Genomic DNA, 18,875 nt, shown 5'->3' with positions numbered 1-18,875 from the left:
GGGAGACACGGACATGACGGAACTGCCTGCACTCTCCGGCAAGGTCGCCCTCGTCACGGGCGCCAGCCGCGGCATCGGCTACGGCGTCGCCGAGGCGCTCGTCGCCCGCGGCGACCGCGTGGTCATCACCGGCCGGGGCGAGGACGCCCTCAAGGAGGCCGTCGAGCAGCTCGGCGCCGAGCGCGCCGTCTACGTGGCCGGCAAGGCGCACGACGAGGCCCACCAGGCCCTCGCCGTCGAGCGCGCCATGGAGGCCTTCGGCCGGGTCGACTACCTGGTCAACAACGCCGGTACCAACCCGGTGTTCGGGCCGATCGCCGACCTCGACCTGGGGGTCGCGCGCAAGGTCTTCGAGACCAACGTGATCTCCGCGCTCGGCTTCGCCCAGAAGACCTGGCACGCCTGGCAGAGGGACAACGGCGGCGCGATCGTCAACATCGCCTCCGTCGCGGGCCTCGCGCCCTCGCCCTTCATCGCCGCCTACGGCGTCAGCAAGGCCGCGCTGATCAACCTGACCCAGCAGCTGGCGCACGAGTTCGCGCCGAAGGTGCGGGTCAACGCCATCGCCCCGGCCGTGGTCAAGACCAAGTTCGCCCAGGCCCTGTACGAGGGGCGGGAGGCGGAGGCCGCCGCGGCCTACCCGCTGGCCCGGCTCGGCGTGCCCTCCGACATCGGCGGCGCCGCCGCGTTCCTCACCTCGGACCAGTCCGACTGGGTCACCGGTCAGACGCTCGTCGTCGACGGCGGCATCTTCCTCAACGCCGGCGTCGGCTGAGGCACGGGAATTCCGACAGGGGCGCAGCTGGACACCAGCGGCGCCCCTGTCGGCGTATCGGGAGATCAACGGCCGTTGACAACGTAGTCACCGAAGAGGTGAACAAGTGCTCCTGAGACGGGAGGTCCACCGGCCGGAACACTGCGGTATGTTTTGCCGACCCTTGGCATGGCAGATCGAGGAGCGTGCGCGTGTTCAACCGGATCCGACGCCTGCGGCAGGTGGCGGCCATCGCGTCCATATCGTCCCTGTTGGCGGGGTGCGGTGTCCTCTCGTCCGATTCCTCGGACGAGGAAGGGCCGATCGTCGTGGGGACCACGGCCGCCCCCAGCACCCTTGATCCCGCCGCGTCCTGGGACAGCTCCTGGGAACTGTTCCGCAACATTTACCAGACGCTGCTCAGCTACCCGTCCGGCTCGACCGCCCCCGAGCCCGACGCCGCGGAGAACTGCCGGTTCACCGACAACACGAACATGAAGTACCAATGCGAACTGCGCGAGGGCTTGCAGTTCTCCGACGGGCACACCCTCGACGCGAAAGCGGTCAAGTACTCGATCGACCGGATCCGGAAGATCAACGTCAACGGCGGCCCGGCCGGCCTGCTCGGCAGCCTCGAACGCGTCCAGGTGCTGAACGACCGCGAGATCGTCTTCCACCTGAACAAGGCCGACGCCACCTTCCCGTTCGTGCTCGCCACCCCCGCGATGTCGATCATCGACCCCGGGGACTACCCGGCGGACAAGCTCCGCGAGGACGGCACGGTCGTCGGGTCCGGGCCGTACACCCTGGAGTCGTACGACGAGGGCAAGCAGGCCGAGCTCGTCAAGAACGACAAGTACGACGGGTATGCGGAGCGCAAGAACGACGCGGTGACCATCCGTTACTTCCAGGACTCGCCCACCATGGTCGCCGCACTGCGCGACCAGGAGCTCGACGTCGCCTTCCGCGGCCTCGCCGCCGACGACATCGTCGAGATCCAGGCCGACGACGAGGACGACCTCCAGCTGATCGAGGGCTCCGGCACGGAGATCAACTACCTGGTCTTCAACCCCAAGGACCCCATGGCCGGCAAGACCGCCGTCCGCAAGGCCATCGCCCAGGTCATCGACCGACCGGCCATCGCCCACAAGGTCTACAAGGACACCGTCGAGCCGCTGTACTCCATGGTCCCCAAGGGCCTGACCGGACACACCACGGGCTTCTTCGACGACTTCGGCGAGCCCAGCGCCGACAAGGCCCGCGCGATCCTCGCCGACGCGAACATCACCACCCCCGTCCCGCTCACCCTCTGGTACACCAGCGACCGCTACGGCTCCGCCACCAAGGCCGAGTTCGAGGAGCTCAAGAGCCAGCTCGAGGACTCCGGACTCTTCGAGATCACCCTCAAGAGCCGCCCCTGGAAGTCGTACGTCACCGGCTACCAGAACGGCGAGTACCCGGTGTTCGGGCGCGGCTGGTTCCCCGACTTCCCGGACGCCGACAACTTCATCGCGCCGTTCGTCGGCAAGCAGAACGCACTCGGCACCCCCTACGTCACGCCCACGATCACCGACCGCCTGCTGCCCAGCTCCCGCGCCCAGAGCGACCGGGCCAACGTCGTCAAGGACTTCGAGGACGCCCAGCGCATCCTCGTCGACGACGCGCGGCTGCTGCCGCTGTGGCAGGGCCGGCAGTACGTGGCCGCGAGCGTGGAGGTCTCGGGCGCGGAGCGGGCGCTGGACCCCTCGACGATCATGATGATGGGCGAGCTGTACCGCAAGACCAGCTGGTAGCGGGGGGATGTGCGGTGGGCGGGGCGGTTGTCAGTGGTCGCCTGTAGGTTCTGAAGCCTGGAGGTGACCGCCCCGCGGTCACCTCCCACCGTTCGCCGCACACCGTAAGGAAGTTGACGTGACCGACATCGCCATGCTGCCCGAGTCCTGGCGCGGGGTTCTGGCCGACGAACTTCAGCAGCCCTATTTCAAGGAGCTGACGGAGTTCGTCGAGGAGGAGCGGGCGAAGGGTCCCGTCTATCCGCCGCGCGAGGAGGTCTTCGCCGCCCTGGACGCCACGCCGTACGAGCAGGTGAAGGTCCTGATCCTCGGCCAGGACCCCTACCACGGCGAGGGCCAGGGCCACGGCCTGTGCTTCTCGGTCCGCCCCGGAGTGAAGACTCCGCCCTCGCTACGCAACATCTACAAGGAGATGAAGGAGGAGCTCGGCCTCCCCGTCCCCGACAACGGCTATCTGATGCCCTGGGCCCAGCAGGGCGTCCTGCTGCTCAACGCGGTGCTGACGGTCCGCGCCGGCGAGGCCAACTCGCACAAGGGCAAGGGCTGGGAGAAGTTCACCGACGCGGTGATCCGGGCCGTGGCCGACCGGCCCGACCCCGCGGTGTTCGTGCTGTGGGGCAACTACGCCCAGAAGAAGCTCCCGCTCATCGACGAGACCCGGCATGTGGTGGTCAAGGGCGCGCACCCCTCCCCGCTGTCCGCGAAGAAGTTCTTCGGGTCCTGTCCGTTCACGCAGATCAACGAGGCGGTGGCCGGACAGGGCCACGAGCCGATCGACTGGCGCATCCCGGACCTCGGATGACACCTCGCCCGGCGGGTCCTTGGCCCGCCCTCCGGCCGGACCGGGCCGGTGCCGTACGGAGCCGCCTGACCGGGATTGCCGGCGGCGGCGGTTAGCGTCGGGAGGGGGACCAGCCGACGAGGGCCCGGAGGACGCGGTGGCGGAGCGACAGGAGCGGATGGCACCGGAGGCCGTGCCGACGCGGATCGGGCAGGTAGTCATGCTGCACCACGCGGGGGACCGCGAGGAGGCCCGGCGGCGGCTGCTGGAGCTGTGGACAGAGCTCGGCGAGGACGGCGACCCCGTGCACCGCTGCACCCTGGCCCACTACCTGGCCGACACCCAGGACGACCCCACGGACGAACTGGCCTGGGATCTACGGGCGTTGACGGAGGCGGAGGGAGCGGGCGGTGCGCTCGCCGTACGGGCGCTGTACCCCTCGCTGCATCTGAATCTGGCCGCCGACTATGTGAAGCTCGACCGCGCCGAGGCGGCCCACGTTCATCTGCGCCGGGCGCGGGCCGCGGCGGGGGCGTTGGGGGACGACAGCTACGGGGACGGGGTGCGGGCGGAGATCCGGCGGCTGGAGATGCGGTTGGGGGAGGGGCACTAGGGGGTGTCTTGAAAGTCCCGTGCGGTGCCCGCGCCCGCGGCGGCAGCGGCTGGTGTCGCTGCCGGTGCGTGCCGCTCGGCGTGGAGGGCGGGCGGGGCAAGGTGGGGGAGCGGGCTGTGGGTGCGGCCCGCTCGTGTCTCAACGGCCGTACGTCTGCTCGCAGATCTTCGACTCCGGGCTGTCCGGCCTCCAGCCGCCGTACTTCTTCCCCAGCGCGCACACGTCCGCCTTCCCCGGGTTTCCCGGGGCCTCCCTGCGGACGGACTCCGACACGTCGGGGATCTCGACCTGCGGCCGTTCGGGGCGGTCGAGACCCTGGTGGCGGGGTTCCCGGTGCTCGGGACGAGGGTGGGGGTGCGAGCGCGGGCCAGGAGGTGTGCGTTCCGGTGCGGTGGGGGACGCGGGCGTGGTCGGGGCCGGGCGGCGGGACGGTTCGATGAGCGTCAGGGCCTCGCGGGCAGGCGCCTGCACGACCTCGGGATCCATGGACCCGATCGGTCGTGGCGCCGGAGGCTGGGACGGTACCGCCGGCCCACCGGAGGGCGGCCGGTACTGCACCGTCGTACAGCCCGCGAGGGCCGAGACAGCCACGGTGACCAGGAGCGTTGCGGTCGTCGTCGTTCGATGCACGCGCGCAACTCTGCTGGTTCCAGGGGCCGTTGGGACAGGGGAGAAGGTGACGTTGCTCCGAACGGGTGATCTCTGACCCCGTTCGGAGGGTGTGCTCCCGCCGCCGCTGACGTCAGTCGCCGGTGGCGCCGTCGATGCGCTCGCGGACCAGGTCGGCATGGCCGTTGTGGCGGGCGTACTCCTCGATCATGTGGGTGAGGATCCAGCGCAGGTTGAACTGCTCGCCGCTGCGCCTGCTCCTGCCCTTGGAGAGGTCGTCCAGACCGAAGCCGGCCGCGTTGCGCCGGGCGATGTCGATCTCGGCCTGCCAGGTGGCGTAAGCCTCCTCCCAGGTGTCCGTCTCGGTGAGGTGGAACTCGCCGTCCGGATCCTCCTCGGAGAAATAGATCGGCCCCGGGTCATCGTCCATGAGCACCTGGCAGAACCAGCCCCGCTCCACCTCGGCCATGTGCCGCACCAGCCCCATCAGGGTCAGCTCGGACGGCTCCACGGAGGCGGTCCTGAGCTGGGTGTCCGTCAGGCCTTCGCACTTCTGGGCGAGGGTCTGCCGGTGGTAGTCCAGCCAGCCCTCCAGCATCGTGCGCTCGTCGGCGGTGGTGGAGGGCTCATGGCGTTCGATCGTCATGCGTCGCATCCTCGCTCAGCTCGGGCCGGTTGACGAGGGGTTTTACGGTCGGCCGGTTGCGGGCACGCCCTGGCCGAACATTGCGTCGAGCAGTTCGCGCCTACGCCGCGGCGATCACTCCGCGGCGGAGCACGCCCCCGACGACGAGAAGGCCGAGCTGCTGGACCGCTACGGCGACTGGCACGACCCGATCCCCGCGATCCTCGCCGCCGCCCGCCCCGAGGACGTGCTGCGCCACGACGTCCACCACATCGCCGAGCCGCTGCCCGGCCACCACCTCCGCCGGGTCGTCCTGGTCGAAGACGCCGCGCACGCCATGCCGCCCACGCTCGGCCAGGGCGGCAACCAGGCCATCGAGGACGCGGTGGTCCTCGCCCACCACTGCGGCGACCTCGCCGCCTACACGGCAGCACGCCTCCCGCGTACGACCACCGTCGCCCGTCAGGCCGTCAAGGTCGCCCGCCGCAACCTGATGACCAGCCGCGCCGGGATCGCCGTACGGAACACGACTGGCGGCCCCCGCAGCGGCCGTATGCTTCCAGGCAGACCCCGGCAGGCAACCCACAGAGGAGAACACCCCGTGAAGGTCGGCTGCATCGGACTCGGTGACATCGCGCAGAAGGCCTACCTTCCGGTGCTCGGCGTCCAGCCCGGGGTCGAACTTCATCTGCAGACCCGTACGCCCGCCACGCTCACCCGGGTCGCCGACACCCTTCACCTCCCGGCCGGGCAGCGGCACTCCGACCTCGACTCGCTCCTCGCGCAGGGCCTCGACGCCGCGTTCGTGCACGCGCCCACCTTCGCGCACCCGGAGATCGTGACCCGGCTCCTGGAGGCGGGCGTGCCGACGTACGTCGACAAGCCGCTCGCGTACCAACTCGCCGAGTCCGAGCGGCTGGTGGCACTGGCCGAGCGGCGGAACGTGAGCCTCGCCGTCGGCTTCAACCGGCGTTACGCGCCCGGTTACGCACAGTGCGCCGACCATCCGCGCGAGCTGATCCTCATGCAGAAGAACCGGATCGGGCTGCCGGAAGAGCCGCGCTCGATGATCCTGGACGACTTCGTCCACGTCGTGGACACGCTGCGCTTCCTCGTGCCCGGCCCGGTCGTCGACGTGACCGTGCGCGCCCGCGTCGAGGGCGGGCTCCTGCACCATGTCGTGCTCCAGCTCGCCGGCGAGGGCTTCACCGCGCTCGGTGTGATGAACCGGCTCAGCGGCTCGGCCGAGGAGATCCTCGAGGTGTCCGGACAGGACACCAAGCGCCAGGTCCTCAACCTCGCCGAGATCATCGACCACAAGGGTCAGCCGACCGCACGCCGGCGTGGGGACTGGGTCCCGGTGGCCCGGCAGCGTGGCATCGAGCAGGCGGTGCTGGCCTTTCTCGACGCGGTGCGCGCGGGCAAGGTGCTCAGCGCCCGGGACGCGCTGGCGACGCACGAGTTGTGCGAGCGGGTCGTGCGGGCGGTCGAGGACCAGGCTGTCTGAGCCGCCGGCGCCGGTCCGCGTTCAGTGTCCGGGGCGGGCCGGCGAGCCGTGTGAGGGGTGAGCGGGTCGTTCGCGCGGTCCTGGAGCGGGCCGCCGCCTGAGCCGTAGGCGCTGTACCCGTACGCCCTCGGTCGCGCACCAGGCGACCATGATCAGCAGTGCCGCGTACACCGGCCACTCGCCGAAGCGGACGTACGGGGTGACGCCGTCGGCCAACGGCACCTCGAAGACCGCGCTCGTGCTCGCGTCCGTGCCGAGCCAGGAACCGATGCGTTGCCCGCTCGGGCCGTACACCGCGGAGACGCCGGTCAGGGTCGCGTGCACCATCGGCCGGCCCGTCTCGGCGGCGCGCAGTGCGGCGAGCGAGGCGTGCTGCTCAGGGGCCCAGCTCTGCTGGAACGTCGACGTCGCCGACTGGGCGACCAGGATCTGGGCGCCGTCGTCGACGAGGTTGCGGCTCATGTCGGAGAACGCGGACTCGAAGCAGACCATCGGGCCGATCCGCAGGCCGTGCCCGGCGTTCATCACGACCTGTTCCGTGCCGCGCCTGCGGTCCTCGGCCGCGGCCTCGCCCACGGAGGTGGCCCAGCCCAGCAGCGAGCGGGCCGGTATGTACTCCCCGAAGGGGACCAGCCGCATCTTGTCGTAGCGGGCGCCGGTCCGGCCGTCCGGGCCGACGAGGATCGAGCTCTTGTAGATGCCGGGCCTGTCGGAGCGCCGCGCGTCCACGTTGACCAGGATGTTCGCCCCTGTCTCCCGGGACAGGGCCGCGAGGCGCCGCGCGAAGTCGGGCCGGTCGTCGAGGTCGTAGCCGACGCTGCTCTCACCCCAGACGATCAGGTCGGCGCCCTGGCCGGCCAGCTCGCGGGTGAGCTGCTCCTCCCGGTCGAACCGTCGGTCGGGGGCGTTGGTCCCACCCTGTATGACACCTGGCTGGACGACCGCGATCCGGACCCGGTCCTTGACGTCGGGCCGCGGGGACCACACCCAGGCGGCCGACGCGGCGACGGCCGTGGCGACGAGGCCGGCCATCGCGGCGACGCGGCATCGGCGCACCGCCACCAGCACGGCGACCGCGACATTGACGGCCACCACCAGGAAGCCGATCAGCCACACCCCGCCCACCGAGGCGAGCCGCAGCGCGGGCTCCACCTCCCACTGACTGGAGCCCAGCACACCCCATGGTCCGCCCAGCCCCTGCCAGGAGCGGACGAGCTCGATCAGCAGCCAACCGGACGGCAGGACGACGAGGGCCGCCGCGACCCGCCCCGGGGACGGCCGCGCGGGCAACAAGCGGCGCACCAGCCAGCCCCAGGGCGCCCACAGCGCACCGAGCAGGGCGGCGATGACGAACGTGAACACATGGAGATTCGGCAGCAGCCAGTGGTGCATCGCCAGCATGAACCCGAACCCGCCCCACCAGCCGTCGTACAGCGCCCGCTTCCCGGTCGGCGCGGAGCGGAGCAGCGCCGTCCAGGGGACCAGGGCGACGTACGCGAACCACCACCACGACGGCTCGGGGAAGGCGAGCACGGGCAGCGCCCCGGCCAGGGCGGCGGCGACCGAGCGGCGCCACGGGGAGGCGAGCCAGTGGCTGATCGTCTTCATGCATCACCTCCTACCCCGTGGTGCTTCCAGTGTGCTCACAGGCACTGACAACGGGACAGTGGGCCGTGGGCCCGGGACCGGCGTGCCTCAGTCGATCATCGCGGGCGTGATCCGATCGGGCAGCCGGCGCCATTTCTCCTGGACGACCACCTCGCGCAGCAGCCAGCCGGCGTCCGTGCGCAGCAGCGCGAAGGCGTAGCGGCCGCCGCACACGAAGTCGGGGGCGGAGGAGTGGGCGCCGGAGCCATCGCCGTTCCCGGCGAAGCGCATCGGGTTGATGTAGTCGGCCTGCACCCGGGCCGTGTCGCCGGTGTCCTGTTCCAGGATCCCGAAGCGCACCCTCCGGTTGACGATGAGGTGCTGCCGCATCGAGAACAGCCGCATGCTCTCGGCCAGCCAGTCGGCGACGCTCCCCGCGTCCCCCTCGATGCCGCCGGCCGAGCGGTAGTCCGCGCGTCCGCCGGGGGCGAACAGGCTTCGGTAGGCCTCCCAGTCGCCGTCGTCCACGGCCACCGCGTAGTCGGTGATCATTCCGTCGACCGCCATGCGGTCCCTCAGGGTGGCGAGCTCCACACGCTGCGTCATCGGCTCAGTGTTGGGCATGTGGTGCACGGAGCCAAGAGGGCGTGCAGCGATATTCGACGCGTTCGTTGTCAGTGGCCCCTCCTACGCTGTCGACCATGACCAGATGGATGGGGAACACGCAGCTCCTGACGGAACAGGCCGCCGAGTACCGGACCCTCGCCGAACGCGGCGATCTGCCGGAGCTGTCGCGCGCCGTGATGCGGGCCGCCTGTTACAACGGGTCCATGACGGGCGTGGGTTCCGAGAACATGGAACTGCTGCGGGCACTGCCCGACCAGGACCGGCTGGAGCTCGCCGGGATATGGGCGCGGTGGCACGCCCGCGTGGAAGGCGTCTGGTCGGCCGAGGAGTTCAGACGGGACCTGGAGTACTTCCGCACCGAACTGCTCATGGTGGCGTCCGGAGTCGCCCGTGGACTCGACGGGGGCCTGTTGGCCGCCGAACGCCAGGAGCAGCTCTCCGGGTTGCGCGACCAGTACCTCGTCTGGTCGACCCACCGGATCTGGGAACTGGCCGACGCGGAACTCGCCGCCGGTCGCACCCCCGACCCGGCCGTCCTGGCTGCCTTCCGGCGCACCGGCGCGGCCGCGAACCTGCCGGGTCACCGCCGCACCCAGGCAGCTGCGAACGCCGCCGAACCCGGCATGCGGGACCTGCTCGCGCGGCTCCCCGGCCCGGTGCTCAATCCCGGTGAGCCCTGGGCCGACGCGGCTCTCAAGGAAGCCACCGCGGGAGGAGAGTCGTGGCTGCGGCTGCTGGAGCATCCGGCACCGGCGACGGCCGACGCACCGTCGGCCAAGTGGAGACGGACCGGATCGGCGCTGCTGGACGCCGTGGGCCCCGAGGAAGCGCGACGGGCGGTGCTCAGGTGGTTGGAGCTGGTCCCCCTGGACCGGACCTCCCCCCTGGTCGGTCATCCGCACGTCCACTTCGACGTGAACGCGTGTCTGGATCCCTTCAACTCCCATGTGCTGCGCGGACTTGCCTGGATGCTGTCGCTCCTGCCGCCTCGACCGGACACCACCGAAGCCCTCGTCGGCCTCGTCGAGACCTCCCTGGACCACCGGTCGGGAGACTCTCCCCGCTCACCCCATGTGGCCGAGGCGGGCATCGCGGCGCTGGCCCGGATCGGGGACCGGGCGGCACGGGCGGAGTTGGAGACCCTGAGCCGATGGGGCACGCACCAGGGCGCGTTGCGGCGCGTGGACAAGGCACTCGCGTCGCTCTGATCAGGCCCGGAACACCGTGTCGCTCTGATCAGGCCCGAAACGCCGCGTCGCTCTGATCAGGCCCGGACTGGAGCGACTGCCGGTCGACCCTGGCACGCAGCCGTTCAAAGGCGGTGGGTGTGGGGCGGTCGCCCAGGAAGTCCTTGATGCGGCGGGCGCATTCCTGCGGGGTGGTGTGGGTGGTGTCGCAGTCCACGTCGTAGACGCCGTGTGCGTGCACCTGCGCCGACTGGGCGGCGGCGAGACCGGCCGGCCGGTCGCCCCGCTCGCGCTCCCGGCGCTCCAGTTCCTCCGGGGCGCAGTGCACCTTGACGAGAACGACGTCCTGCGGAACGAAGAGCGACAGACAGTCCCTGAGGCGCCACTCGGCGCTCAACACATGGTCGACGACGACGTGGTTGCCGGCCGCGGCCATGCCGGCGACCGCACGGTGGAAGCCCTGCCAGGTGCGGTGGAGGACGGTCGCGAGCTGGTCCGGCGGGACCGCGGTGCTGGAGCGCATCGCGTGGAAGGCGTCGACGGGCAGATGGAAATACGGCTCGTCGAGGATCCGCAGCAGCTCGGCGGCGATGCTCGACTTGCCCGAACTGGACGTGCCGTTCAGGAAGATGACGAGGCCACGGCGAGCGGGTACGTGATCCAGATGCTCCATGGAGTGGATCTTAGGCACAGGGGCCGCGGGCCTGTCTCAGGCCGCCTCGATGACCTCACCGCGGATGGCGGCCGCCCACTCGACCACCAACAGCTCGTACTCCGCGCGCTCCTGAGCGGACAGCGAGCCGCCCGCGCGCAGCCACAGGGCGCGAATCTCCTCGTTCACCTCGGCAGCAGACCGCACGGAACCAGGGCCTAAGGAATGGGGGGACATGCGGACAAGCCTAGGGGCAAGGACTGACAGTCCGCTACCGGACGGCTACGCACAACGTATGTGATTGGTCACGGACTTGGGGTGGACCCGCTCGTACTGACCTGCCGGTCAGGAGGCGGGCCGCTCGGTCGATGTGCCCGGGGGCGCAACGGCAGTGGATCGAGCCGCATCTGCCGATGGGCGAGTACGGCCCGCACCCTGAGCGGCTGCGGGATCAGTTTGAGGGTGTGACCTGGCGGTTCAAGACAGGCGCGCAGTGGCGTGAGATGCCCGGCGATTTCGGGCCCTGGTCGACCGTCTACGGGCGCTTCCGGGTCTGTGTGGAACGTCGTGTAATTGGTTCAGGCCGCGATTCCGTGAATGCCAGGTCGGCGTGCGACTGCGGGAACGTTTTCTCGTGGGGATAGCCCTGGTGTGGGGGCTGCCGCGGTCGAGGATGTGCTGTTTCCCGGGATCGATGTGCGTGTCACGGCGGTGCACGCCACAGAGGAGAGAGTCGCTTTGGGGGCGTCGTCGTGTGGGCAGCCGCCGGCCTGTCCGGACTGCGGCTGGAACGGCGTACGGGAGTGCTCCTTGACCGAGTCGTGGACGATCTGTGCGAAGTCCTCGTCCTCCCAGTCGCGGCGCGCGAAGCCGATGAGAGAGAACCCCGGAGGCAGCAGGCCGCCGTTGGCGAGGTCGTAGACGGCGGGCATCAGCTTCTTGCGGGACAGATCGCCGGTGACGCCGAAGATGACGAGCCCGGACGGGCCCGCGATGCGTGGGAGGCGGCGGTCCTGGGGGCGCGCAGCGGATTGGTCCAGCCGTTGATCTCCGACATGGCGTCAGACCTCCGTGCGCGCGAGGCGCTTGAGCTCGGCGGCGGTGGCGGTGAGCAGGTCGCGCCACGCCTGCTCGAACTTCTCCACACCCTCGTCCTCCAGCAGTTGGACCACGTCGCCGTACGGGATGCCGAGGTCGGATATGGCGTCGAGGTCGGCGCGAGCCTGGGCGTAGGTGCCGGCGATCGTGTTCCCGGTGATCTCGCCGTGGTCGGCGGTGGCCCGGAGGGTGGCTTCCGGCATGGTGTTGACGGTGCCAGGGGCGACCAGTCCGGTGACGTAGAGGGTGTCCGGATAGGCGGCGTCCTTCACACCGGTGGAGGCCCACAGCGGCCGCTGTTTGTTGGCACCGGCCTCTTCCAGGGCGACCCAACGGTCCGAGGGCTGTGTCGCGGTGTCGGCAGAGCCGAAGACCTCCTCGTACGCCTGATAGGCGAGGCGGGCGTTGGCCAGGCCCGCCTTGCCCTTGAGGGACTTGGCCCGGTCACCGCCGATCCTGTCGAGACGCTCATCGATCTCGGTGTCCACGCGGGAGACGAAGAAGGAGGCCACCGAGTGGATCCTCGACAGGTCCAGGCCTGCCGCCCGGGCCTTCTCGAGGCCGGAGAGGTAGGCGTCCATGCCCTCGCGGTAGCGGGCGAGGGAGAAGATCAGCGTGACGTTGACGCTGATGCCCTTGGCCGTCACCTCGGTGATGGCCCCGAGGCCGGCCTCGGTGGCCGGGATCTTGATGAGCACGTTGTCGCGGTCGACGAGCCAGGCAAGCAGTTCCGCCTCGGCGATCGTCGCTGCGGTCTCGTGCGCCAGACCCGGGTCGACCTCGATGGAGACCCGGCCGTCCCGACCCCCTGACGACTCGTACACCGGGCGCAGGACATCCGCTGCGTCCCGTACGTCGGCGGTGGTGATCATGCGGATCGCCTCTCCGACGGTGACGCCACGGGTGGCCAGATTCGTGAGCTGCTGTTCATAGTCGCCCCCGCTCCCCACTTCGCGGGAGCGGGCGGCTGCCCAGTCACCGCTGACCGCCTTCTGGAAGATCGACGGATTGGTGGTGACGCCCACCACGTGCTGCTCTTCCATGAGTTCGGCGAGGTTGCCGGAGGTGATACGTGTGCGGGACAGGTCGTCGAGCCAGATCGAGACGCCTTCGTCGGAGAGGCGCTTGAGTGCATGCGACATGGGACTGCATCTCCTGGGAGGGGCGAAGAAGGGGCGTCGCTCAGAGAGAGGCGGCGTCCATGCCGAAACGTGTGTCGAGCGCGGCCCGCGCGGCCGCGGCGACCGCCTCGGCGGTGAAGCCGAACTCGCGGAAGAGGAACTTCGCGTCGGCGCTCGCACCGAAGTGCTCGAGCGAGACGATGCGGCCGCTGTCGCCGACGTAGCGGTGCCAGGTGAGGCCGATACCGGCTTCGACGGCGACGCGAGTGATGACCGCCGGGGGCAGCACGCTGTCCCGGTACGCCTGGTCCTGCTGCTCGAACCATTCCACGGAGGGCATGGACACCACGCGCGTCGGGATCCCGTCGGCCTGTAGCAGCTCGCGTGCTCCGACGGCCAGCTGCACCTCGGAGCCGGTGGCGATCAGGATCACCTGGGGGGAGCGGCCGGCGGCCTCGGCCAGGACGTAACCGCCCTTGGCGGCATCCTCGTCGGGTTCGTAGGTGGGCACGTTCTGCCGCGTGAGCGCCAGGGCGTGCGGCGCGGGCTCGGTACTGTGGCGGCGCATGATCTCGCGCCACGCGATGGCGGTCTCGTTGGCGTCGGCCGGGCGGACGACGTTCAGACCCGGGATGGCGCGCAGGCCGGCCAGGTGCTCGACGGGCTGGTGGGTGGGGCCGTCCTCGCCCAGGCCGATGGAGTCGTGCGTCCAGACGTAGGTGACGGGCAGCTTCATCAGCGCCGCCAGGCGCACGGCGGGACGCATGTAGTCCGAGAAGACGAGGAACGTGCCGCCGTAGACACGCGTGTTGCCATGCAGGGCGATGCCGTTCATGGCCGAACCCATCGCGTGCTCGCGGATCCCGAAGTGGACCGTACGGCCGTACGGGTCAGCCTCTGGCAGCGGATTGCCGTCCGGGAGGAAGGACGAAGTCGCGTCGATGGTGGTGTTGTTGGAGCCCGCCAGGTCGGCCGAGCCGCCCCACAGCTCGGGGATCACCGCGCCGAGCGCATGCAGTACCTTGCCGGAGGCCGCGCGGGTCGCCACGCCCTTGCCGGTCTCGAAGACGGGCAGCGCCTCCTCCCAGCCAGCGGGCAGCTCGCCCGCGGCGATCCGGTCGAACTCGGCGGCACGCTGCGGTTTGGCGGTGCGCCACTCCTCGAACCGCTTGCTCCACTCGGTGTGCGCCTCGCGGCCCCGGTCGACCACCTCGCGGGCGTGCGCCAGCACCTCGTCGGCGACATCGAACGTCTTGTCGCGATCGAAGCCCAGCACCTGCTTGGTGGCGGCGACCTCGGTGTCACCAAGCGCCGAGCCGTGGGCGGCTTCCGTGTTCTGGGCGTTGGGGGCCGGCCAGGCGATGACCGTGCGGGCGGCGATGAGCGACGGGCGGTCGGTGACGGCCTGCGCGGTGCGGAAGGCCGCGTACAGGGCCTGCACGTCGAAGTCGCCGTTCTCGGCCTGCTCGATGCGCTGGACGTGCCAGCCGTATGCCTCGTAGCGCTTCAGCACGTCCTCGGAGAAGGCGGTGGCGGTGTCGCCCTCGATGGAGATGTGGTTGTCGTCGTACATGGCGATCAGGTTGCCGAGCTTCTGGTGGCCGGCGAGCGAGGATGCCTCGGCGGAGACGCCCTCCTCCAGATCGCCGTCGGAGACGATGGCCCAGATGGTGTGGTCGAACACTGACTCACCGGGGGCGGCGTCCGGGTCGAACAGGCCGCGCTCGTAGCGGGCGGCCATGGCCATGCCGACCGCGTTGGCGATGCCCTGGCCGAGCGGTCCCGTGGTGGTCTCGACGCCGGTCGTGTGGCCGTACTCAGGGTGGCCCGGGGTCTTGGAGCCCGCGGTGCGGAACGCCTTCAGGTCCTCCAGCTCCAGCCCGTAACCCGACAGGAAAAGCTGGGTGTAGAGGGTCAGTGAGGTGTGGCCGGGGGAGAGGACGAAACGGTCTCGGGCGACCCAGTCCGGGTCCGCTGGGTCATGCCTCATCAGCTTCTGGAACAGCAGGTACGCGGCGGGCGCCAGGCTCATGGCGGTGCCCGGATGGCCGTTGCCGATCTTCTGTACGGCGTCGATGGCCAGCACCCGGGCGGTGTCGACGGCTCGCCGGTCCAGCTCGGTCCATTCGAGGTCTGTGACAGTCGGCTGGGTGCTCATTCTGATCAGGTCCTTCTGAAAGAGCCGGAGCTGGGAGACGTGGAGGTGAGACCGGGAGGCGTTGGTGATGCGTATGCGTCTGGCACCGCCGGAGCCGGTGCGCCCGCGAGCGGGGGTGCCACGGGCGCACCGGCGAGGGGTCGGGTCAGGAGGCGAGGCCGACCTTGAGGGCGCCGGCGACCTGCACGACACGCTCGGCCTGGTGACGGGCGGCGTTGCGCGTCTGGTCGCCGACCGGGTTGTTGCCCTGGGCGTCGACGTGGGAGGTGCCGTAGGGGTTGCCGTCGATGAACTTCACCGGGTCGGTGTAGCCGGGGGAGACGACGAGACCACCGAAGTGGTGGATCGAGTTGTAGAGGGCGAGCAGCGTGGACTCCTGGCCGCCGTGCGTCGTGGCGGTGGTCACGAAGCCGCTGTAGACCTTGTTGGCCAGCTTGCCCTGGGCCCACAGCCCGCCGAGGGTGTCGATGAACTGCTTCAGCTGCGAGGAGATGTTGCCGAAGCGGGTCGGGGTGCCGAAGATCACGGCGTCGGCCCACTCGACGTCCGCCGGAGTGGCGACCGGAATGCCGGCGCTGGCTGCGGCATGCGCGGCCCAGGCCTCATTGGACGCGATGGCCGCCTCCGGAGCGAGCTCCGCGGCCTTCAGCAGGCGCACTTCGGCTCCGGCCTTCTCCGCGGCGTCCGATATCTCCTTGGCGATCTCGGCGCTGAAGCCGGTCGAGGAGTAGTAGATGACGGCGAGCTTGACGGGGTTGGTCATGATGTGGGCCTCCAAATGCCTTGCTGTCGATGTCTTTTCAGGTGCTGTGCCGCTCGGCGGAGAGAATCCGCCCCGCCGACCGCGCGTCGCCCATCTAGTTGAACAGTAAACTATATTGTTTAATGTTGAACCACAAATCGGCTCGGGTTGCCCTCGAATGGGATTGATGCCCGCGGTGGGTGGTTCCTGCTGGAAAGTGACGATAGGTTGCCGGTTCGAGGACGCTCTGACTCTCGGCGCACCAGGCTTTGCCCATCGGTGCACAGGAGGCGCTCCTCACCGGGCACGGTGGAACTCGCTCAGCGGGTCGAACGGGCGGCGCGCAGTATCAGTTCGGTGACGGGGCCCGGGTCGCTCACGGCGACCGCATGGGGTGCGCGGACCCTGACAGTGTGGGCGCGGGCACGTTCGGCCATCCACTGCAAGGCAGCCGGAGGGATGTTGCGGTCCTCGGTGGCAACGAGGCACCAACTGGGGAGCTTCTTCCAACCCTGGCCACCTCCGGGGAGAGGGTAGTACTGGGTGCACGTTGCCTGCGCCAGGGTGCTGCCCGGGTACGTGTCGGTGAGTTCCAGGGCGCTTTCGCCGATGGCCGGGACGAAGGCGGCTATGTAGACGACCGCCTTGACCCGGGATGTGTCTGCCGTGGCGACGCTGATGACCGCTCCGCCGTAGGAGTGGCCTACTAGCACGATCGGGCCCGGAACGCTGTCCAGGAAGCTGCGGATGTGGGCGGCGTCGCTGGCCAGCCCGCGCAGTGGCAGGGCCGGTGCCAGGACTTGGTGGCCCTGCCGCTGGAGCCGTTCGACGATGGCGTTCCAGCTGGAGGCGTCGGCGAACGCGCCATGGACCAGGACGGTGGTGGGGGCATGCCGGTGACGGTGCGTCGGCTGTCCACTGCCGGTGACGGAGCAGCGAATGCAGCGCCGTTGCTTCCGAGGGCGGCGGCGCCCGCCAGGAGTGAAACGGCGACGGTACGGCGTGAGATCGGTGAATTCATCGTTCGCTTCCTACGATGGTGTCCAGCAGGGCCGTCCCGGTGGGGACGAGTCAGCAGGTGAGCGGCGCGTCGTTCGGGGGCCGTGGCAGCCGGCATCGGTTCGGCCCCGGACGGCGCGGCGCCCGGCAGCCGAGGCGGGTCACAGGGCGGTGGCCCGGACCGCCTCGTGGATCAGGTCGGTGACACGCTTGGGGTGGGCGAGCATCACCAGGTGCGAGGAGTCGACCTCGACGGTGGTCATCCCGGCCCGCTGGTAGCTGTAGCGCTCCACATCGGGGTTGAGGGTGCGGTCGGCCGAGGCGACCAGGCCCCAGGAGGGCTTGGTCTTCCCGGCCGCGACCGGGGCCTGCTCGGCGAACGCCTGTGCGGCCAGCGGGCGTTGGGAGACGGCGAGGACGTGGGCGAGGCGAGGCTCGATGTCGGCGGCGAACACGGAGGGGAACCTGTCGATCCGGACGGACACGTCGGTGCCGGGAGTGGCCGAACCCTCGATCGGGAAGGGGGTGTGAACGAGCGCGTCGGCGAGGTCGGAATCCGGGAAGCGGCCCAGCAGTTCACCGAGGCTCTCGCCCTTCTCCAGGGCGTACCCGGCCAGGTAGACCAGCGCTGTGACGTTGTCCTCCGCGCCGGCGACGGTGATGACGGCACCGCCGTAGGAGTGGCCCACCAGGACTACCGGGCCGGGAATCCGGCGGACGAGCGAGGCGATGTGGGCGGCGTCACCGAGCAGGCTGCGGTTGGGCACGGCCGGGGCCACCACGTCCAGGCCGCGGGCGATCAGCTCGGGGATGACACGGGAGAAGCTGGAGGCGTCAGCGAATGCACCGTGAACCAGGACGACGGTCGGGCTGCCGGAACGGGACATGCATGACTCCTTGTGGAGAGCGTTGGTCGGCTGAGGCAAGTCCCGGCTGGTCGCGGCGGACCGGTCTCCGGGCAAGCGAAGAGCCGCAGGCACGAACGGAACAGTAAGAAGGAAGGGAGAGGGCGCATTGCCTGTCCGCGCCCGGCCCCCGTCCTGTCCGCGCCCGTGCCCGTGACCTCTGCGTCGGTGGGCAAGGAGTGGTGCGCTGTGCGACAACTGGCGGCGCGGCGTCCGCCTTAACGTGACCGTGTTCCCATCCACGCATCAGCCATCCGGAAACGAGGAAGCAAACGCATGCCGTACATCAAAGTGGGCCAGGAGAACTCCACCACCATCGACCTGTACTACGAGGACCACGGAACCGGGCAGCCGGTCGTCCTCATCCACGGCTTCCCGCTCGACGGCCACTCCTGGGAGCGGCAGAGCGCCGTCCTGCTCGACGCCGGCTACCGCGTGATCACCTACGATCGCCGCGGTTTCGGGCAGTCGAGCCAGCCGACGACCGGCTACGACTACGACACCTTCGCGGCCGACTTGAACACGGTGATGGAGACCCTCGACCTGCGGGACGCCGTCCTGGTCGGGTTCTCGATGGGCACCGGTGAGGTCGCCCGGTACGTGTCCACCTACGGCTCCGCCCGGGTCGCCAAGGTCGCTTTCCTGGCCTCGCTGGAGCCCTGCCTGCTCAAGAGCGACGACAACCCGGGCGGGGTCGCCCCGAAGGAGTTCTTCGACGGTGTCGTCGCGGCCGTCAAGGCGGACCGCTACGCGTACTACACGGCCTTTTACCAGGACTTCTACAACCTCGACGAGAACCTCGGCACCAGGATCAGCGAGGAGGCCGTCCGCAACAGCTGGAACGTCGCCGCGGGCGGCGGCTTCTTCGCCGCGGCCGCCGCGCCGTCGACCTGGTACACCGACTTCCGGGCCGACATACCGGCCATCGACGTCCCCGCCCTGATCCTGCACGGCACGGGCGACCGCATCCTGCCCGTCGAGGGAACCGCGCGGCCGTTTCACAAGGCGCTCCCGTCCGCCGACTACGTGGAGATCGAAGGCGCCCCGCACGGCCTGCTGTGGACCCATGCGGAGGAGGTCAACGCGGCGCTGCTCACCTTCCTGAGGAAGTGACCCG

Annotated in this window: 17 protein-coding genes and 4 pseudogenes; 9 read left to right on the top strand and 12 right to left on the bottom strand. The window is 70.0% G+C overall.

What is annotated here, in order from left to right; translation table 11 throughout:
• The first annotated feature begins 13 nt into the window (after nucleotides 1–13).
• The 4 genes from KUM44_RS20420 to KUM44_RS20405 all read left to right on the top strand — a co-directional run bounded on the left by KUM44_RS20420 (nucleotide 14) and on the right by KUM44_RS20405 (nucleotide 3,941).
• On the top strand, nucleotides 14–775 hold the full coding sequence (locus KUM44_RS20420) for an SDR family oxidoreductase (protein WP_217209621.1): 762 nt from the start codon (nucleotides 14–16) through the stop codon (nucleotides 773–775).
• Nucleotides 776–966: 191 nt separating this feature from the next.
• On the top strand, nucleotides 967–2,547 hold the full coding sequence (locus tag KUM44_RS20415) for an ABC transporter substrate-binding protein (protein ID WP_217209620.1): 1,581 nt from the start codon (nucleotides 967–969) through the stop codon (nucleotides 2,545–2,547).
• A 118-nt stretch (nucleotides 2,548–2,665) separates the two neighbouring features.
• Nucleotides 2,666–3,349: a uracil-DNA glycosylase gene (gene ung, locus KUM44_RS20410; protein ID WP_217209619.1), complete on the top strand. Its 684-nt coding sequence runs from the start codon at nucleotides 2,666–2,668 to the stop codon at nucleotides 3,347–3,349.
• A gap of 136 nt (nucleotides 3,350–3,485) precedes the next feature.
• Nucleotides 3,486–3,941, top strand: a complete 456-nt coding sequence (locus tag KUM44_RS20405) for a hypothetical protein (protein WP_217209618.1) — start codon at nucleotides 3,486–3,488, stop codon at nucleotides 3,939–3,941.
• Nucleotides 3,942–4,079: 138 nt separating this feature from the next.
• Here KUM44_RS20405 and KUM44_RS20400 read toward each other — a convergent pair whose 3' ends face one another.
• Nucleotides 4,080–4,427, bottom strand: coding sequence for a hypothetical protein (locus KUM44_RS20400; protein ID WP_308402673.1), 348 nt, complete (start codon nucleotides 4,425–4,427; stop codon nucleotides 4,080–4,082).
• Nucleotides 4,428–4,683: 256 nt separating this feature from the next.
• The gene (locus KUM44_RS20395; RefSeq protein WP_217209616.1) at nucleotides 4,684–5,196 is read right to left on the bottom strand and encodes a DinB family protein; all 513 of its coding nucleotides are present in this window, start codon (nucleotides 5,194–5,196) and stop codon (nucleotides 4,684–4,686) included.
• On the opposite strand from KUM44_RS20395, the pseudogene KUM44_RS47225 reads away from it, so the two are divergent.
• Nucleotides 5,195–5,530: pseudogene (locus tag KUM44_RS47225) on the top strand (hypothetical protein); the annotation flags it as partial. The gene KUM44_RS20395 and the pseudogene KUM44_RS47225 overlap by 2 nt on opposite strands.
• Before the next feature lie 246 nt (nucleotides 5,531–5,776).
• The gene (locus tag KUM44_RS20385) at nucleotides 5,777–6,682 is read left to right on the top strand and encodes a Gfo/Idh/MocA family protein (protein WP_217209695.1); all 906 of its coding nucleotides are present in this window, start codon (nucleotides 5,777–5,779) and stop codon (nucleotides 6,680–6,682) included.
• 21 nt (nucleotides 6,683–6,703) lie between these two features.
• Here the strand turns inward: KUM44_RS20385 and lnt are convergent, their stop codons facing one another.
• Entirely contained in the window at nucleotides 6,704–8,290 is a 1,587-nt protein-coding gene (gene lnt, locus KUM44_RS20380; protein WP_217209615.1) for an apolipoprotein N-acyltransferase, read from the bottom strand.
• 87 nt (nucleotides 8,291–8,377) lie between these two features.
• Complete coding sequence (locus KUM44_RS20375; protein ID WP_217209613.1) at nucleotides 8,378–8,875, bottom strand: nuclear transport factor 2 family protein; 498 nt, start codon at nucleotides 8,873–8,875, stop codon at nucleotides 8,378–8,380.
• 95 nt (nucleotides 8,876–8,970) lie between these two features.
• On the opposite strand from KUM44_RS20375, the gene KUM44_RS20370 reads away from it, so the two are divergent.
• Nucleotides 8,971–10,104 (top strand): hypothetical protein, encoded by a 1,134-nt coding sequence (locus KUM44_RS20370; protein WP_217209611.1) that lies wholly within the window; start codon nucleotides 8,971–8,973, stop codon nucleotides 10,102–10,104.
• 28 nt (nucleotides 10,105–10,132) lie between these two features.
• Here KUM44_RS20370 and KUM44_RS20365 read toward each other — a convergent pair whose 3' ends face one another.
• Together KUM44_RS20365 and KUM44_RS20360 are read right to left on the bottom strand one after the other, a co-directional pair.
• Nucleotides 10,133–10,756 carry a chloramphenicol phosphotransferase CPT family protein gene (locus tag KUM44_RS20365; protein ID WP_217209610.1) on the bottom strand — a complete coding sequence of 208 codons (624 nt, stop codon included), beginning with the start codon at nucleotides 10,754–10,756 and terminating at the stop codon, nucleotides 10,133–10,135.
• Between the two features lie 36 nt (nucleotides 10,757–10,792).
• The gene (locus tag KUM44_RS20360) at nucleotides 10,793–10,972 is read right to left on the bottom strand and encodes a hypothetical protein (RefSeq protein WP_078504336.1); all 180 of its coding nucleotides are present in this window, start codon (nucleotides 10,970–10,972) and stop codon (nucleotides 10,793–10,795) included.
• A 131-nt stretch (nucleotides 10,973–11,103) separates the two neighbouring features.
• Between KUM44_RS20360 and KUM44_RS20355 the strand changes: the two are divergent.
• Nucleotides 11,104–11,289, top strand: a pseudogene (locus tag KUM44_RS20355) (transposase); the annotation flags it as partial.
• 216 nt (nucleotides 11,290–11,505) lie between these two features.
• Here the strand turns inward: KUM44_RS20355 and KUM44_RS20350 are convergent.
• The 6 genes and pseudogenes from KUM44_RS20350 to KUM44_RS20325 all read right to left on the bottom strand — a co-directional run.
• Nucleotides 11,506–11,792: pseudogene (locus KUM44_RS20350) on the bottom strand (glucose-6-phosphate dehydrogenase); the annotation flags it as partial.
• A 4-nt stretch (nucleotides 11,793–11,796) separates the two neighbouring features.
• Complete coding sequence (tal, locus tag KUM44_RS20345; protein WP_217209609.1) at nucleotides 11,797–12,975, bottom strand: transaldolase; 1,179 nt, start codon at nucleotides 12,973–12,975, stop codon at nucleotides 11,797–11,799.
• A gap of 40 nt (nucleotides 12,976–13,015) precedes the next feature.
• A complete protein-coding gene (tkt, locus tag KUM44_RS20340) occupies nucleotides 13,016–15,112 on the bottom strand; it encodes a transketolase (protein ID WP_217209608.1) in 2,097 nt (698 codons plus the stop codon).
• A 145-nt stretch (nucleotides 15,113–15,257) separates the two neighbouring features.
• Entirely contained in the window at nucleotides 15,258–15,875 is a 618-nt protein-coding gene (gene wrbA / locus KUM44_RS20335; protein ID WP_217209607.1) for an NAD(P)H:quinone oxidoreductase, read from the bottom strand.
• A gap of 299 nt (nucleotides 15,876–16,174) precedes the next feature.
• Nucleotides 16,175–16,875, bottom strand: a pseudogene (locus tag KUM44_RS20330) (alpha/beta fold hydrolase).
• 139 nt (nucleotides 16,876–17,014) lie between these two features.
• Complete coding sequence (locus tag KUM44_RS20325; RefSeq protein ID WP_217209606.1) at nucleotides 17,015–17,740, bottom strand: alpha/beta fold hydrolase; 726 nt, start codon at nucleotides 17,738–17,740, stop codon at nucleotides 17,015–17,017.
• Nucleotides 17,741–18,034: 294 nt separating this feature from the next.
• Here KUM44_RS20325 and KUM44_RS20320 point away from each other — a divergent pair, with 294 nt between their 5' ends.
• The gene (locus KUM44_RS20320; protein WP_217209605.1) at nucleotides 18,035–18,871 is read left to right on the top strand and encodes an alpha/beta fold hydrolase; all 837 of its coding nucleotides are present in this window, start codon (nucleotides 18,035–18,037) and stop codon (nucleotides 18,869–18,871) included.
• Nucleotides 18,872–18,875 lie beyond the last annotated feature (4 nt).

Source organism: Streptomyces sp. AC550_RSS872 (genome assembly GCF_019049285.1).
Classification (GTDB): domain Bacteria; phylum Actinomycetota; class Actinomycetes; order Streptomycetales; family Streptomycetaceae; genus Streptomyces.
This window is presented reverse-complemented; position numbering and strand designations above follow the sequence as displayed.